The sequence below is a fragment of the Corynebacterium callunae DSM 20147 genome (assembly GCF_000344785.1).
GTDB classification, from domain to species: domain Bacteria; phylum Actinomycetota; class Actinomycetes; order Mycobacteriales; family Mycobacteriaceae; genus Corynebacterium; species Corynebacterium callunae.
In genome coordinates this window covers 1,830,002-1,843,979 of record NC_020506.1, presented here as the reverse complement: position 1 = coordinate 1,843,979, position 13,978 = coordinate 1,830,002, and the positions used below count along the sequence as shown (strand labels likewise).

The following is a 13,978-nucleotide window of genomic DNA, read 5'->3' as shown; positions in this document are numbered from 1 at the left end:
GGCGTGAAATCTTGAGTTTTTCGTCGCTTCGCAGCGGGCATTCAAGGGAACTAGGAGCTCGTCATGGCACGAAAATTTCTAAGAGACCGAGTTAATAGAAGGCAACTTAAGGCCGGTTGCGTAATCATCGGCACCCTCAGCATTTTCTTGGCTGGCTGCTCTTCCTCCTCGGATGAAACCACAACTAGTAACACCGTGGAAGCATCGCAAAGCGCATCTATTTCGGCAGTTGGCTTTGACAATATTGTGGACGCCACCATTCGAATAAGTGGTCAAGGCACGTTTATTGAACCTGGTCAAACAACGGCATCAGAAGCTGCATGGCAAGGCTCGGGATTTATCATCGATTCCTCTGGAATCGCAATCACCAATAACCACGTGGTGGTTGGAGCAGGCCGGCTGGATGCAACTTTTGGTGAAGATGGAAAAGAAAAAGCAAGCGTCAAAGTTCTAGGTGCCTCAGAATGTCTCGACTTGGCTGTAGTGCAGCTCGATGTCGATGATTTGCCACATTATGAATGGTATGAAGGCGATATCACCACTGGTCTTGATGTATTTTCTGCTGGCTATCCGGTCGGTGCTGCGGAGGAATTCACTCTAACTCGCGGCATCGTCTCAAAAGCTGATTTTGAATTTGATACCCTATGGGCTTCGCTGGACCAGGTTATTGAACATGATGCACGCATTCGTGGTGGAAACTCAGGCGGACCACTGGTCACCTCGGATGCCAAGGTTCTAGGTGTGAACTACGCGGGTGATGATTCCCTGGACTATAGCTTTGCAATTCACCGTGATGAAGTTCAAAAAGTTTTTGAAGGCCTAAAAATGGTGAACGGATATCTTCAATCGGAATTAACGCATCGGCATGGGACAGCGGTGATCCAGAATTCTTCGGAGTGTGGGTGAGCTCGGTAGAACCAGGTGGTCCTGCAGATAAGGCTGGCATTAAACCCGGTGACCTGATTCTGAAGCTAGCTGGCGTTAGTGTTGGCGATCAAGGAACACTGGCAAGTTATTGCCAGGTGCTTGATACTCACGGCAGCGATGGCACCATGGACGTGGAGATTTTGCGCCCTTCTGATGGTTCTTTGATGGCTGGTCAAATTAACGGCCGTGAGCTGGAAGTAACAGGAGAAAATGTCACAGACGGATCTGCAGCCGTCGCTGCCGAAGGATATAGCGGAGACACTGTAGATCTGAGCGATGACTCCAATAGCATCGCTGTAACCGTTCCTGTTGAATGGGCGGAAGTTGATGGTAGCGCCTTTGTGGATGACAGTGGCCGCAATTGGAGTTCGCTTGCAGCTGCGCCAGACCTTGAAGCCTTCTACAGCTCCTATGATGTTCCTGGTTTGATGTTGATGGGAACTGACCCCTCCCTCACAACTGCAGCTGCGATGGAGCAATTTGATGCATCTGGCAGTTGTAATCCGACAGACCAAGGGCCATGGGATGATGGTTACTATCGCGGAGACTATGTCCAATATGACTGTGCAGGTACAACGTTAGCGGTGCTGGCCACCCAAGATTATGAGGTCACCGGAACGCTGGTGCTCATTGTGCAATTGCAAAGCGAATATGAGCTGACCACTGTGCTGGAAACAATCGCCGGAAGTTTCCGATTCCTCTAAAAGCATCAACCTGAAGGTACCTGAATGGTGCGGCAGTCACTCGTCGAAAAGCGCATTGGTTTTCCGGTGTAACCACGGGAAATTTTCCCGCCTCGGATGAGTGGCTCCGCCCTTAAGACGTGAAAGGTGCTGCTAGAGTGAATCCTCGTGAGTGATTTTTCGAGTGCATCAAATGCTGAGGACCCCACCCAACCTGACTCTGGCGCAGGCTCGCGACGGGGTAGAGGTGCTGGAAAATCCAAAAAGGAATCCACACCAACTCCTTGGTATATCGAGATTCCAGTTGTTGTAGTCCTGACTCTGGCCTTGATTTTTGTGTTGCAGACCTTTGTTGGTCGCATGTACATGATCCCCAGTGGCTCCATGGAACCAACGCTGCACGGCTGTGAGGGCTGCACTGGCGACCGCATTTTGGTGGAAAAAGTCAGCTATTATTTCAGCGATCCTGAACCCGGTGACGTCGTTGTATTTAAGGGCACCGATTCCTGGAATGTTGGTTTTACTACCCAGCGCTCGGAAAATTCTGTCATCCGTGGTCTACAGAACCTCGGCTCTTATGTTGGCTTGGTTGCACCTGATGAAAATGACCTGGTTAAGCGCATTATTGCAGAGGGCGGCCAGACTGTTTCCTGCCAAGAGGGCGACCCTGGAATCATGGTTGACGGCAAGGAAGTAGATGATAGCTACACCTTGCAGCCGGCGCAGTATCCCATTGATGAGACTTCTGGTTCCACCGAGTGCGGTGGCAACTATTTTGGCCCGATTACCGTGCCAGAGGGCAATTACTTCATGATGGGTGATAACCGCACCAACTCCATGGATTCGCGCTACCACCTGGGTGATCAGTACCAGGGCACCATCCCGGAGGAAAATATTAAGGGCAAGGTCCAAGCGATCGTCCTGCCATTTAGCCGCATCGGTGGCGTTGCGGATTATGACATCCAGGGTTAAAAAGATGCTTCTCGACGTGCCCCTGTTATGCGGCGCTTAAAGCAGCTGCGGACCTTCGAGGTCACCTTGTCGCGCAACGGGCTAGGGCCCGTTGCCGGAGTTGATGAAGCAGGCCGCGGGGCTTGCTGTGGCCCGATTTCAATTGCCGCCTGTATTTTGCCGGATCAACCTATCGCGGAACTGGCTGAATTAACTGATTCTAAGAAACTTTCTGCAGCTACTCGTGAAAAGTTAATGCCGGTCATCAAAAAACATGCGCTAGCCTGGTCCGTCATTTTAATTTCAGCGGCTGATATTGACCGTTTTGGCATCCAACATGCCAATATCTCCGGTATGAGGCGCGCAGTGGCCGAACTTTCCGTGCGCCCAGGATATGTGTTGACCGATGCCATGCGCGTTCCTGGCTTTGCCATGCCACATTTGCCGGTAATCGGAGGTGATGCCAGTGCACGTTGTATAGCCGCAGCCAGTGTGCTCGCTAAACAAACTCGCGATGACATTATGACGGAGATGGCCTTGGATTATCCGCACTATGGTTTAGAAATCCACAAAGGATATAGCACTAAGATTCATATGGATGCGGTGCGCCAGCACGGCGCAAGTCCACAGCACAGATATAGTTATGCAAATGTAGTTGCAGCGCATCAGCAGTGGCTGCAAAGTTCCAGTAGGGAAACGACGGAAGGTGAAGCATGAGCGCTGAAGAACTCGACAATTACGAGGCAGAAGTCGAGCTATCGCTCTACCGCGAATACCGCGATGTAGTGAGCCAGTTTTCTTATGTTGTAGAGACGGAACGCCGCTTTTACCTGGCCAATGCCGTCCAACTTATCCCTCATAACAGTGGCAATGACGTCTATTACGAGGTCCGTATGTCTGACGCTTGGGTCTGGGATATGTACCGCTCAGCGCGCTTTGTGCGTTATGTCCGCGTTATTACCTACAAGGACGTCAATATCGAAGAACTCGACAAGCCCGATATTTTGATGCCGGAATAGTTTTTCCGCTAATTGTCAAGCCCCTGATATGGCTGACTGTGGATAACTAAAGCCTTTGGCTTTGGAAAACACAGTTATGCACAGGGGCTTTTGTCATGTCCTTGTGGCAGTGGTGTCCTAGCAGGTTGAATCTGAATCACATCAGATAAAACCAGCACACGGGGGACTACATGACCACATCACAACAACAGCTCGGAGCTTTTGGCGAAGATATTGCAGCCAGCCATTATTCATCCAGGGGAGGGGTAATACTCGAGCGAAATTTCCGCTACCCAAATGGCGAAATCGACATTATCGTCCAAGAACCTGATGGAACAGTGGTTTTTGTTGAGGTGAAAACGCGCCGGGGTGAATCATTTGGCGGGGCTGAAGCGGTGGGGCGCAGCAAAATGGCGCGAATCAAAAAAGCCGCTGCGCTCTGGCTTAGGGGCAAGCCTTATTTCAACCTGCGGTTTGATGTTCTTGTAGTACAAATGGATGCTTTCACCGGTGAGGTTGAGATTGATTCTTATGAAGGAGTCGATCATGGCGCTCGCTAGAACCCTAACCACTGCTCAAACCGGGGTGAATGCAACAATCGTTAGAGTTGAAGCAAATATCGGACCTGGCTTACCAGGCACCTACATTGTGGGACTTGCCGATGCTGCCATCTCAGAATCACGCGATCGTATCAAAACCGCAGTACAAAATAGTGGCCTGCAGTGGCCTAAAACCAAGGTGATTATCAACTTATCGCCAGCATCTTTGCGCAAGCATGGCTCTCACTTTGATCTCGCCATGACCATGTGCGTGCTGGCCTCTCAAAGCAAAGATGCCGGAGTGAGACAAAAAGCCGAGCACTGCCTCTTCCTTGGAGAGGTTGCGCTCGACGGCACACTCATTCCGATAACCGGAGTTTTGCCTGCACTTTTGGCTGCGCGACGTGAGGAAATCCCCACCGTAGTTATCCCTGCTGGAAATGCCTTAGAAGCCGGGCTGGTCGATAGTCCACGCGTGCTGGTGGCATCTACGATTTTTGAGGTTCAGGCTTGGCTATATGGCGAAGCCCAACTTGATGACGTGGGGTTTTATCCACCCGCGCAGGCAGAAAAACAACCCGATATGCGAGATGTAGTGGGACAATCTCAAGCACGCTTTGCTGCAGAAGTAGCCGCTGCGGGTGGTCACCATATGCTGATGTTGGGCCCACCTGGCTCTGGAAAGTCCATGATTGCGCAGCGTCTACCAGGCCTATTGCCACCACTGACTAAGACTCAGCAAATTGAAGCAACGGCAGTACATTCCGTGGTTGGAAAAACTTTCAATGGCCCAATTGTGCGCGCTCCTTTTGTAGCCCCACACCATAGCCTGAGCCGTGCCGCCTTATTGGGAGGGGGAGCTGGAAACCCGCTGCCCGGAGCTGTCAGCTTGGCTCACCACGGAGTGTTGTTCCTTGACGAAGCCAGCGAAATCCCTGCCGCAACCCTCGATACTCTAAGGACTCCTTTGGAATGTGGCACTGTCCGTTTAATTCGGGCAAAACAGCAAATAGAGTTCCCGGCAAAGTTTCAATTAATTTTGGCCTCCAATCCCTGTAGGTGTGGAGCAGAACAGCCTCAAAAATGCACGTGTTCTGGTGCAGCCCGCGCGACCTACCTTAATAACCTCTCTGGTCCGCTGCGTGATCGAATCGACATCCAGGTAAGAACTCATTCTCAAGGATCAATTTTGCACAGTGCAGATACCGAGCCCTCTGCTCCGATTGCTGAAAGAGTGGCAGCAGCTCGGGAGCGTGCTGCTGCTCGGTGGACCCGCGCCGGGTTAAGCGCTCGGATAAATGCTCATGTAGATCCGCATCAATTACGTCGTGAATTTCCCGCTACCGAAGATGCGATGGCTTACCTGGGAGTGTTTTTGGCACAGGGCAGTATCTCTCAACGAGGTGTGGATCGAGCGCTGAAATTGAGTTGGAGCCTCAGTGATCTGGCTGGCACCGAGCAGCCCAATCTGGATCATGTCGCCCAAGCGATTGAATTACGTGGCCGTGCTGTGATGAAACGAGCTGCATAATGGATAAGAATCTAGAGGCCTGGGCTTATCTATCCCGGGTGGTAGAAGGCCCAAATGCTCACCTTAATCAGCTTATTGCGCAAGGGCACGAAGCGGAGAAGATAGCCAGCGGAATTAAGCAGCGAGAATCTTGGATTGGCACCCAACTTTTACGTGAAACTGAATCACGCCACACCTGGGATACCGCGCATAAAGATCTAGAAATTATTAAACGCTTGGGTGGCAGGTTAATTACCGCCGAGGATGCTGAGTGGCCGCGCGAAGAATTTGATCACGCCTTTGGATTTGCGGCCTCGGGGATGAGTGACCATGTACGCACCTATCAAGAAGATGCAGTAGGACCGCATTCACTGTGGATTAGGGGAGGGAATTTAGGAGCTTTAAGCGCGCAATCGGTAACCATTGTGGGAACTCGCGCAATCAGCCACTATGGCACCGAAGTAACAGAGCAATTTACCAACAATTTGGTTTCCCATCAGTGGACCATCGTGTCGGGTGGAGCTTTGGGCGTGGATACTGTTGCACATTCTGAAGCTTTAAGGGGTGGTGGATCCACAGTTGTGATTGCAGCATGCGGGCTTGACCGTTCCTATCCAGCGCACAATAAGGACCTTTTTGAAAGGATCGCAGCCTCGGATTCTGGGGTGATAGCCAGTGAGTACCCTCCAGGTACCCCGCCGCAAAGACACCGCTTTTTGACGAGAAACCGGCTCGTTGCGGCAATTTCTCAAGGAACAGTGGTTACGGAGGCAGCTTGGAGATCAGGAGCACTAAATACCTTGAGCTGGTGTGCTGGACTGGGCAGAGTACCTATGGCAGTACCTGGTCCAGTGACCACAGCCGGTTCATTGGGCTGTCATGAAAGGATAAAAAATGGCAGCGCACAGATGGTTACTAGTGGAGATGACGTGCGCTCCTTGCTTGGTGCGATTGGATCACTCGATGCTAACGAACAATATGAGCTCAACTTTTCCGCCAGCCCTATACAAGGACTGAGCAGAAATGAGTTAAGAGTTTTTGATGCGCTTAACTTAATCGGCAGGCAAGCGGGGGAGGTGGCCACAGATGCAGGATTACCTTTAGCCTTGGTTATTCATTTACTAGTGGAATTGCAGCGAAGAGGACTTATTCTGCGAGATGGTACCGATTGGAAGCGAGCCCCTAAGTCGGATGGCGTGGTTGGTTAAAAATAGTGCTGAATTTTTTTCCAAAAAGGGTTGCGCACCTTTAGAACCCTCGCTAGTGTAGGTGAGGCAAGCCTAAGTAGATTTCTTCAAGGTTCGGGCTGGTTCCTTGATTAATGTGTGTTTAAGTTTTCCCGCCTCGGGAGCTTGGGTACTAGGGTGAGCACTATGGGTGAGTCAGAAAAGAAGGTGGCGCGTTCCGGGCGGGACGCGTCACCTTCTGGCATTTCACAAAATAGAGAATCTTCGCAGTTAATAATCGCGATTGATGATTTTTGCGACTTTCTCGAATTGGTTCTGGGGCGATCGCCGGCGACGGTGCGAGGGTATCGATCTGATCTTTATTCCTTGGCTGACTTCATTGAAGGTTTAGACAGTTTTCTTCTCAATAACCTGCGCGCGTGGCTCGGTGAAGCCGTTACGGCGGGCAAATCACGCGCCACATTGGCGCGTCGTACAGCAGCTGTTAAAGCATTTTCCAAATGGGCAGTTAAAAATTCTTACCTTGATTCAGATGAAGCTGCGCGTCTGGTCTCGCCAAAAGTGACGAGGGCATTGCCCAAGGTTTTGGGTGAAGAACAGGCTGGCAGGTTTGTGGGAAATGCTGGATCTGCCACGGAAACAGAGTTTCTCCGAGATAGCGCAATCTTAGAATTGCTTTATGCCACAGGAATGCGAGTGGCGGAACTGTGTGGATTGGATGTTAAAGACATCGATCAAAAGCGGCAGATGGTTCGAGTATTGGGCAAAGGTAATAAGGAAAGGGTTATTCCATTTGGCAGCGCTGCTCTCACCGCTCTTGAACATTGGTTAAAGGTGCGTACAGAGATTGCCAAAGACAGTGATGCACTATTTGTAGGAATTCGGGGACAGCGGATTGATGCTCGTCAAGTAAGGCGCATTGTGGATAAAGCTTCACAAATTACTGGCACCGAGCATCTTTCTCCACACTCTTTAAGGCATACCGCTGCTACGCATCTATTAGATGGGGGAGCAGATTTAAGGCAAGTTCAAGAAATGCTCGGACACTCTTCAATGCAGACCACACAGATTTATACCCATGTGAGCAATAAGCGCCTTTTGGAGGCCTTTAAGAACGCTCATCCACGCGCCTAATCTAGCTCAACGGCTTGATTCTGATGGTTGGTCTCGGTAAAAGGGAAATTGGATTGAGATAATCCTCGCCGACTTTGGCACCCCACTGTAGCCCGGAGAAAGCGGTGGTGGGGTGGCCGAGAGTTCCAATTATTTCTCCTTCTGAAACGACTTGGCCCACTGAGACGTGGGAATGAACAGGCTGGTAGGTGGTACGCACACCATCGGGGTGGTCAATTGAGATAGTGGGAGTGCCAACCACAATTCCGCTAAAAGCAATAACTCCATCTCCGGCTGTCATCACTGGGTCGCCAATATCTAAGGAGAGGTCAACACCGCGATGGCCTGGCAGCCAATTTTGCTCAGGTTTCTCAAAACTGCGCAAAACTAATCCGGCACGGGGTTCCCCTATGGCCGGACTGACATAAGCAAGAGCGACGGTAGGGATCTGTATCCACAAAAACATAAGAACAAAAACCAGAAATGGGATCCGTTGAGTTGGTTGCATGAATGTAGTGTGCCCAATATTTCAATGGTGAGATCTGCTGTGTGGAGAGCTTGTGGAGAAAGTTAAAGAAGTGAATAAAGATATTGACACCTGACTGAAGTTATCCACAGTGATTCCATCTAGGTTTTGGCTGGCAGCCTAAAGTATGTAAACTGTCCCTAGCAGTGTGTCTTAATTGAATCTTTCTCAGTAAAGAAACAAATAAAACCATTGACTACGCGCGATGGCGTTGCGGAACTTTAAACTTCTACGACTCTGGAACAACTAGGTCCCGAAAGTTCACTGAACTTTAGGGTGTTGAACTGGGAAACCATCGCTAGGGTGCAGGATAAAAACCTGCACAAATTTCCAAAACCGAAACCCTTAGACTTAATGAAAGGGGCTTACCATGGCAGTTGTAACCATGCGAGAGCTTCTCGACGCTGGTGTGCACTTTGGCCACCAGACCCGCCGTTGGAACCCAAAAATGCGCCGCTTCATCTTCACCGAGCGCAATGGCATCTACATCATTGACCTGCAGCAGACCCTGACCTTCATTGACCAGGCGTTTGAGTTCGTCAAGGAGACCGTCGCTCACGGCGGAACTGTCCTCTTCGTTGGTACCAAGAAGCAGGCTCAGGAAGCTGTACAGGTTGAAGCTGACCGCGTTGGCATGCCTTATGTTAACCACCGTTGGCTCGGCGGTATGCTCACCAACTTCCAGACCGTTTCCAAGCGTCTGAACCGCATGAAGGAACTTCAGGCGATGGATGAGGCTGAGAACGGCTACGAGGGTCGCACCAAGCGCGAAATCCTCATGCTTACCCGTGAGCGCATCAAGCTTGAGCGCGTCCTCGGCGGTATCGCTGAGATGACCCGCGTGCCTTCCGCACTGTGGATCATTGACACCAACAAGGAGCACATCGCGGTTGCTGAAGCTCACAAGCTCAACATCCCTGTTGTTGCAATTCTGGACACCAACTGTGATCCAGATGTTGTCGACTTCCCAGTTCCTGGTAACGACGATGCAATCCGCTCCACCGCACTGCTTTCTCGCGTCATCTCCACCGCTGTGGAAGAGGGCAAGAAGGCTCGCGAAGAGCGTCAGCTAGCAGCTGCTAAGGAAGCTGCAGGCGAGGCTAAGACTGAAGAAGCACCTGCTGCTGAGGCAGAGGCTGAGCAGGAGACCGCAGCTGAATAAGCTGCTGTAAACCGCTACAGTTTTGCTGACCACCAAGCCCCCACGACGATGGAACTTTAACTATAAAATTTCACGCTGTGGGGGCTTTTTGGGCAGCCACCCCGCTACGTCAAACTAAATTTGCATGTACCATCTGCTTTTAGACGGGCGGGTAGGGCCTTTGTGCCCTAACCTAGGCTTGTAAAGCATTAATTATCCATACATAAGGAGGATCGCCCCCTAATGGCGAACTACACCGCTGCGGATGTTAAGAAGCTCCGCGAACTCACTGGTTCCGGCATGCTTGACTGCAAGAAGGCACTTGAGGAGTCCGCTGGCGACTTCGACAAGGCTGTTGAGATCCTGCGCATCAAGGGCGCAAAGGACGTCGGAAAGCGCGCTGAGCGCAACGCTACCGAGGGTCTTATTGCAGTTTCCGGCAACACCATGATCGAGGTTAACTCCGAGACCGACTTCGTTGCTAAGAACGCAGAATTCAAGGAATTCGCTGCAAAGGTTGCTGACGCTGCTTCTGCTGCAAAGGCTAACTCTCAGGAAGAGCTGGCAGCTGTTGACCTTGACGGCCAGACCGCAGACAAGGCTTTGCAGGAATTCTCCGCAAAGATCGGTGAGAAGCTTGAGCTTCGTCGCGCAGTCACCCTCGAGGGCGACCAGACCGCAGTTTACCTGCACCAGCGTTCCGCTGACCTGCCACCAGCAGTTGGCGTTTTGGTTGCTTTCACCGGCGAAGGTGAAGCTGCTGAGGCTGCTGCTCGTCAGGCTGCAATGCAGGTTGCTGCTCTGAAGGCTGCATACCTCACCCGCGAAGATGTTCCTGCTGAGGTTGTTGAGAAGGAGCGCTCCATCGCTGAGCAGATCACCCGCGAAGAAGGAAAGCCAGAGCAGGCTATTCCAAAGATCGTTGAGGGTCGTCTGAATGGCTTCTACAAGGAGAACGTTCTGCTCGAACAGGCTTCCGTAGCTGACAACAAGAAGACCGTTAAGGCTTTGCTGGACGAGGCTGGCGTTACCGTCACCTCCTTCGCACGCTTTGAGGTTGGCCAGGCTTAAGTTTTAAGCCTCTAAAGATCTAATTCTGTGCATGAAGCTGATTAACTTCCGCGGCACAGATTAAATCAACTTTCCCCACGTATCAATTTTCTTGGATGCGTGGGGTTAGTTTTGTCCAGAGTTGCCCGCACTCCAGTGTGACGGTGGCTCTAAAACCAAGAAAATTTGAGAATAGCCAAGTCTTGTCGCAGCGATCTAACAGGTCGATGTAAGATCGGAATCCAGGAATAGGGATGCTTCGTCGATAAATTCTGTACCTCAGAATATTGCGGAGTACCTCCTGCCGATTTAAGCGGCTGCTAATACCCCTACCGAAGGAGAACACCACGGTGACCACCTCGAGTGAACAACCCCGTACCGGCTTTAAACGAGTGATGTTGAAGCTCGGAGGTGAAATGTTTGGTGGTGGAAAAGTCGGAATCGACCCTGACGTTGTAGACAACGTCGCCAAGCAAATCGCTGAAGTTGCTAAGGGCGGTGCAGAAATCGCCGTCGTTATTGGTGGCGGCAACTTCTTCCGTGGCGCAGAGCTGCAGCAGCGTGGCATGGATCGCGCTCGCTCTGACTACATGGGCATGCTGGGCACTGTAATGAACTGCCTCGCGCTTCAGGACTTCCTGGGTCAGCATGGCGTTGAGTGCCGTGTACAGACCGCAATTAACATGGCGCAGGTTGCAGAGCCTTATTTGCCACTGCGTGCAGAGCGCCACTTGGAAAAGGGACGTGTAGTTATCTTCGGTGCAGGTATGGGTATGCCATATTTCTCCACCGATACCACCGCTGCACAGCGAGCCCTCGAGATCGGCTGTGATGTGTTGTTGATGGCTAAGGCAGTTGATGGTGTTTATAGCGATGACCCTCGCACCAACCCAGATGCGGAGCTATTCACCGAGATCACTCCAAAGGAAGTAATCGAAAAGGGTCTAAAGGTCGCTGACGCTACCGCATTCAGTCTCTGCATGGACAATAAGATGCCAATCCTTGTCTTTAACCTGCTTACTGAGGGCAACATTGCCCGTGCAGTTAATGGCGAACGTATCGGTACTCTTGTCGAGTCCTGATAGATTACATATATAACACTAAGGCTTCCGCAGGAAGTCTCAGCTGCGAGAGCACAGGAGCAAAAATTTATGATTGATGAGATCCTTTTTGAAGCTGAAGAGCGCATGACCTCTTCCGTTGAGCACACCCGCGATGACCTCACCACCATCCGCACCGGCCGTGCCAACCCATCTATGTTTAATGGCGTGATGGCAGAGTACTACGGTACTCCCACCCCAATTACTCAGATGTCTTCCATCTCCGTTCCAGAACCACGCATGCTGCTCATCAAGCCTTATGAGATGAGCTCAATGCAGGTCATCGAGAACGCAATCCGTAACTCTGACCTCGGTGTTAACCCCACCAATGATGGCCAGGTACTGCGCGTGACCATCCCACAGCTCACCGAAGAGCGCCGTAAGGAAATGGTCAAGATGGCTAAGTCCAAGGGCGAAGACGGAAAGATCGCTATCCGCAACGTGCGCCGCAAGGGCATGGACCAGCTGAAGAAGCTACAAAAAGATGGCGACGCTGGCGAGGACGAAGTCCAGGCGGCAGAAAAAGAGCTAGACAAGGTGACCGCACGTTTTGTCGAGCAGGTTGATGAAGTCGTAGCAAAGAAGGAAAAGGAATTGATGGACGTCTAAAGACGGACATTGGTTTGAAAATGAAAACGTCGTTTCATCGTCAACCTGGCGGAGGAACGACGCTTTCTTCTGTTTACGATCGTTGCCCAGCAGCGCAGGCACAAAGCTGGCAACATCGAAGTGAGATTGACCCCAACATCAAGGAGAACCCATGAGTGAACCGGAGCAACATCACCGGTCCATGAGGATGCCCAAACCCAAAAACAATGCGGGCAGGAATCTAAAGGCCGCAGTCGGAGTCGGCATTGGTTTGGCCATTTTGGTTCTCTTGGGAATTATCCTCAGCCCATGGGGTTGGTACATCGTTGTTGCAGGTGCAGTCGCCGCTGGTACCTGGGAAGTAGGAAGCCGACTTAAAGAAAGCGGCTATCACTTGCCCATGCTCATCATGCTTATTGGTGGACAAGCAATTGTTTGGGCGTCGTGGCCACTTGGCACAGTTGGCATCTTGGCTTCATATGTCGCCACCGTCTTGGTTCTAATGTACTTCCGCATTTTTTATAATGGCGCAGATAAAGAGGCTCGCAATTATTTGCGAGATACTTCCGTCGGCATTTTTGTCCTGACCTGGATTCCACTCTTTGGCAGTTTTGCAGCGATGCTCTCGCTTATGGAAAACAACAATGTACCAGGCACTTTCTTCATCTTGACCTTTATGCTGTGCGTAGTTGGTTCCGATGTTGGTGGCTACGCAGCCGGCGTATTTTTTGGCGCCCATCCAATGGCACCTTTGGTTAGCCCAAAGAAGTCATGGGAAGGATTTGCTGGCTCCATCGCTTTGGGCGCGTTAACTGGTGCATTGAACGTGCACTTCTTATTGGAGCATCATTGGTGGCTGGGAGTAATCCTTGGTTGCGCACTCGTGGTGTGCGCAACTCTGGGCGACCTCGTCGAGTCTCAATTCAAACGTGATTTGGGTATCAAGGATATGTCCAATTTGCTGCCCGGACACGGTGGCATCATGGACCGCCTCGATGGAATGCTGCCAGCAGCGATGGTCACCTGGTTGATTTTGAGCGTGGTCAGCAGCTCCTATCCGGTATAGAGTTGGATCACCGCAAATTGCCTAACTAAACAAATGAAAGTGGCGTTGTACTTGTTTCCTCCAATTATGAGGATTTAAAGTACAACGCCACTTTTTATGTGGGAAAAACTAGCAGAAACTGTTTAGAGTGATTTGCGCAGCTTCTTGATCTGGCGACGGTATTCAAACATGCGAACGCCACCGACCAAAGCCATAATTAAGGCTCCGGTGACAGCAGCAAGCAGGAATCCGATTCCGGCTGGGAATTGGAAGGACCAAGCAAAGAGATTAAGCTCTACGCTGGTCTGATTTTGCATGATGAAGATCAGAAGTCCAATGAGTAGGATTGCACCAATGATCAAAGCCACCCAAGTTCCACCCGCTACGGTCTTGCCGGATGCCACTTCTTGCTGCTTTTTAGTCTGAGAGTGGTCGATCTCTTCACGAATGGCTGGTGTGTTTGCAGACACTTCTGTGTTTGTTGAAATTTCTTGAGCTTCAAACTCGTTGTACTCACCGTTACCCGCATACGCTGGGTCAAAACCGGTGGGAAGGTCTTGTGAATGGGACGCAGTAGGTTCCACTGGTTTATTGCTCATACAGCCATTGAACTAGCCAGA

Annotated in this window: 16 protein-coding genes; 14 read left to right on the top strand and 2 right to left on the bottom strand. The window is 51.0% G+C overall.

Annotated elements, in window-relative coordinates; all coding sequences use genetic code 11:
• Positions 1-63 precede the first annotated feature (63 nt).
• The 9 genes from H924_RS14585 to H924_RS08675 all read left to right on the top strand — a co-directional run bounded on the left by H924_RS14585 (position 64) and on the right by H924_RS08675 (position 7,929).
• Complete coding sequence (locus H924_RS14585; RefSeq protein ID WP_245533859.1) at positions 64-906, top strand: S1C family serine protease; 843 nt, start codon at positions 64-66, stop codon at positions 904-906.
• On the top strand, positions 903-1,631 hold the full coding sequence (locus H924_RS14580; protein ID WP_245533858.1) for a PDZ domain-containing protein: 729 nt from the start codon (positions 903-905) through the stop codon (positions 1,629-1,631). Before H924_RS14585 ends, H924_RS14580 begins: the two co-directional genes overlap by 4 nt.
• A gap of 147 nt (positions 1,632-1,778) precedes the next feature.
• A complete protein-coding gene (lepB, locus tag H924_RS08705; RefSeq protein WP_015651590.1) occupies positions 1,779-2,582 on the top strand; it encodes a signal peptidase I in 804 nt (267 codons plus the stop codon).
• Positions 2,583-2,609: 27 nt separating this feature from the next.
• Complete coding sequence (locus H924_RS08700; protein ID WP_015651589.1) at positions 2,610-3,278, top strand: ribonuclease HII; 669 nt, start codon at positions 2,610-2,612, stop codon at positions 3,276-3,278.
• Positions 3,275-3,580, top strand: a complete 306-nt coding sequence (locus tag H924_RS08695) for a DUF2469 domain-containing protein (protein WP_015651588.1) — start codon at positions 3,275-3,277, stop codon at positions 3,578-3,580. The genes H924_RS08700 and H924_RS08695 overlap by 4 nt, the downstream gene beginning before the upstream one ends.
• 170 nt (positions 3,581-3,750) lie before the next feature.
• The gene (locus H924_RS08690) at positions 3,751-4,119 is read left to right on the top strand and encodes a YraN family protein (protein ID WP_015651587.1); all 369 of its coding nucleotides are present in this window, start codon (positions 3,751-3,753) and stop codon (positions 4,117-4,119) included.
• On the top strand, positions 4,106-5,629 hold the full coding sequence (locus H924_RS08685) for a YifB family Mg chelatase-like AAA ATPase (protein WP_015651586.1): 1,524 nt from the start codon (positions 4,106-4,108) through the stop codon (positions 5,627-5,629). The genes H924_RS08690 and H924_RS08685 overlap by 14 nt, the downstream gene beginning before the upstream one ends.
• On the top strand, positions 5,629-6,816 hold the full coding sequence (gene dprA, locus H924_RS08680; RefSeq protein ID WP_015651585.1) for a DNA-processing protein DprA: 1,188 nt from the start codon (positions 5,629-5,631) through the stop codon (positions 6,814-6,816). The genes H924_RS08685 and dprA overlap by 1 nt, the downstream gene beginning before the upstream one ends.
• Positions 6,817-6,981: 165 nt before the next feature.
• Positions 6,982-7,929, top strand: a complete 948-nt coding sequence (locus H924_RS08675) for a tyrosine recombinase XerC (protein ID WP_029703258.1) — start codon at positions 6,982-6,984, stop codon at positions 7,927-7,929.
• 1 nt (position 7,930) lies between these two features.
• Here the strand turns inward: H924_RS08675 and H924_RS08670 are convergent, their stop codons facing one another.
• Positions 7,931-8,374 carry a M23 family metallopeptidase gene (locus H924_RS08670; protein WP_042392640.1) on the bottom strand — a complete coding sequence of 148 codons (444 nt, stop codon included), beginning with the start codon at positions 8,372-8,374 and terminating at the stop codon, positions 7,931-7,933.
• Positions 8,375-8,804: 430 nt separating this feature from the next.
• Here H924_RS08670 and rpsB point away from each other — a divergent pair, with 430 nt between their 5' ends.
• From rpsB to H924_RS08645, 5 genes are all read left to right on the top strand, one after another.
• Positions 8,805-9,596 carry a 30S ribosomal protein S2 gene (rpsB, locus tag H924_RS08665; RefSeq protein ID WP_015651582.1) on the top strand — a complete coding sequence of 264 codons (792 nt, stop codon included), beginning with the start codon at positions 8,805-8,807 and terminating at the stop codon, positions 9,594-9,596.
• A gap of 222 nt (positions 9,597-9,818) precedes the next feature.
• On the top strand, positions 9,819-10,646 hold the full coding sequence (gene tsf / locus H924_RS08660; RefSeq protein ID WP_015651581.1) for a translation elongation factor Ts: 828 nt from the start codon (positions 9,819-9,821) through the stop codon (positions 10,644-10,646).
• Positions 10,647-10,975: 329 nt separating this feature from the next.
• On the top strand, positions 10,976-11,707 hold the full coding sequence (gene pyrH / locus H924_RS08655) for a UMP kinase (protein WP_015651580.1): 732 nt from the start codon (positions 10,976-10,978) through the stop codon (positions 11,705-11,707).
• Between the two features lie 69 nt (positions 11,708-11,776).
• Positions 11,777-12,334 (top strand): ribosome recycling factor, encoded by a 558-nt coding sequence (gene frr, locus H924_RS08650; protein ID WP_015651579.1) that lies wholly within the window; start codon positions 11,777-11,779, stop codon positions 12,332-12,334.
• Positions 12,335-12,485: 151 nt separating this feature from the next.
• Positions 12,486-13,379, top strand: a complete 894-nt coding sequence (locus H924_RS08645; RefSeq protein WP_015651578.1) for a phosphatidate cytidylyltransferase — start codon at positions 12,486-12,488, stop codon at positions 13,377-13,379.
• Between the two features lie 122 nt (positions 13,380-13,501).
• Here H924_RS08645 and H924_RS14375 read toward each other — a convergent pair whose 3' ends face one another.
• The gene (locus H924_RS14375; protein WP_015651577.1) at positions 13,502-13,957 is read right to left on the bottom strand and encodes a LapA family protein; all 456 of its coding nucleotides are present in this window, start codon (positions 13,955-13,957) and stop codon (positions 13,502-13,504) included.
• Between the last annotated feature and the right edge of the window lie 21 nt (positions 13,958-13,978).

What these genes read in the sequence shown, in the direction of transcription:
- H924_RS14585 (WP_245533859.1), top strand. Translation starts at nt 64, where the DNA reads ATGGCACGAAAATTTCTAAGAGACCGAGTTAATAGAAGGCAACTTAAG.
- H924_RS08700 (WP_015651589.1), top strand. Translation starts at nt 2,610, where the DNA reads ATGCGGCGCTTAAAGCAGCTGCGGACCTTCGAGGTCACCTTGTCGCGC.
- H924_RS08695 (WP_015651588.1), top strand. Translation starts at nt 3,275, where the DNA reads ATGAGCGCTGAAGAACTCGACAATTACGAGGCAGAAGTCGAGCTATCG.
- H924_RS08690 (WP_015651587.1), top strand. Translation starts at nt 3,751, where the DNA reads ATGACCACATCACAACAACAGCTCGGAGCTTTTGGCGAAGATATTGCA.
- H924_RS08685 (WP_015651586.1), top strand. Translation starts at nt 4,106, where the DNA reads ATGGCGCTCGCTAGAACCCTAACCACTGCTCAAACCGGGGTGAATGCA.
- dprA (WP_015651585.1), top strand. Translation starts at nt 5,629, where the DNA reads ATGGATAAGAATCTAGAGGCCTGGGCTTATCTATCCCGGGTGGTAGAA.
- H924_RS08675 (WP_029703258.1), top strand. Translation starts at nt 6,982, where the DNA reads ATGGGTGAGTCAGAAAAGAAGGTGGCGCGTTCCGGGCGGGACGCGTCA.
- H924_RS08670 (WP_042392640.1), bottom strand. Translation starts at nt 8,374, where the DNA reads ATGTTTTTGTGGATACAGATCCCTACCGTCGCTCTTGCTTATGTCAGT.
- rpsB (WP_015651582.1), top strand. Translation starts at nt 8,805, where the DNA reads ATGGCAGTTGTAACCATGCGAGAGCTTCTCGACGCTGGTGTGCACTTT.
- tsf (WP_015651581.1), top strand. Translation starts at nt 9,819, where the DNA reads ATGGCGAACTACACCGCTGCGGATGTTAAGAAGCTCCGCGAACTCACT.
- frr (WP_015651579.1), top strand. Translation starts at nt 11,777, where the DNA reads ATGATTGATGAGATCCTTTTTGAAGCTGAAGAGCGCATGACCTCTTCC.
- H924_RS08645 (WP_015651578.1), top strand. Translation starts at nt 12,486, where the DNA reads ATGAGTGAACCGGAGCAACATCACCGGTCCATGAGGATGCCCAAACCC.
- H924_RS14375 (WP_015651577.1), bottom strand. Translation starts at nt 13,957, where the DNA reads ATGAGCAATAAACCAGTGGAACCTACTGCGTCCCATTCACAAGACCTT.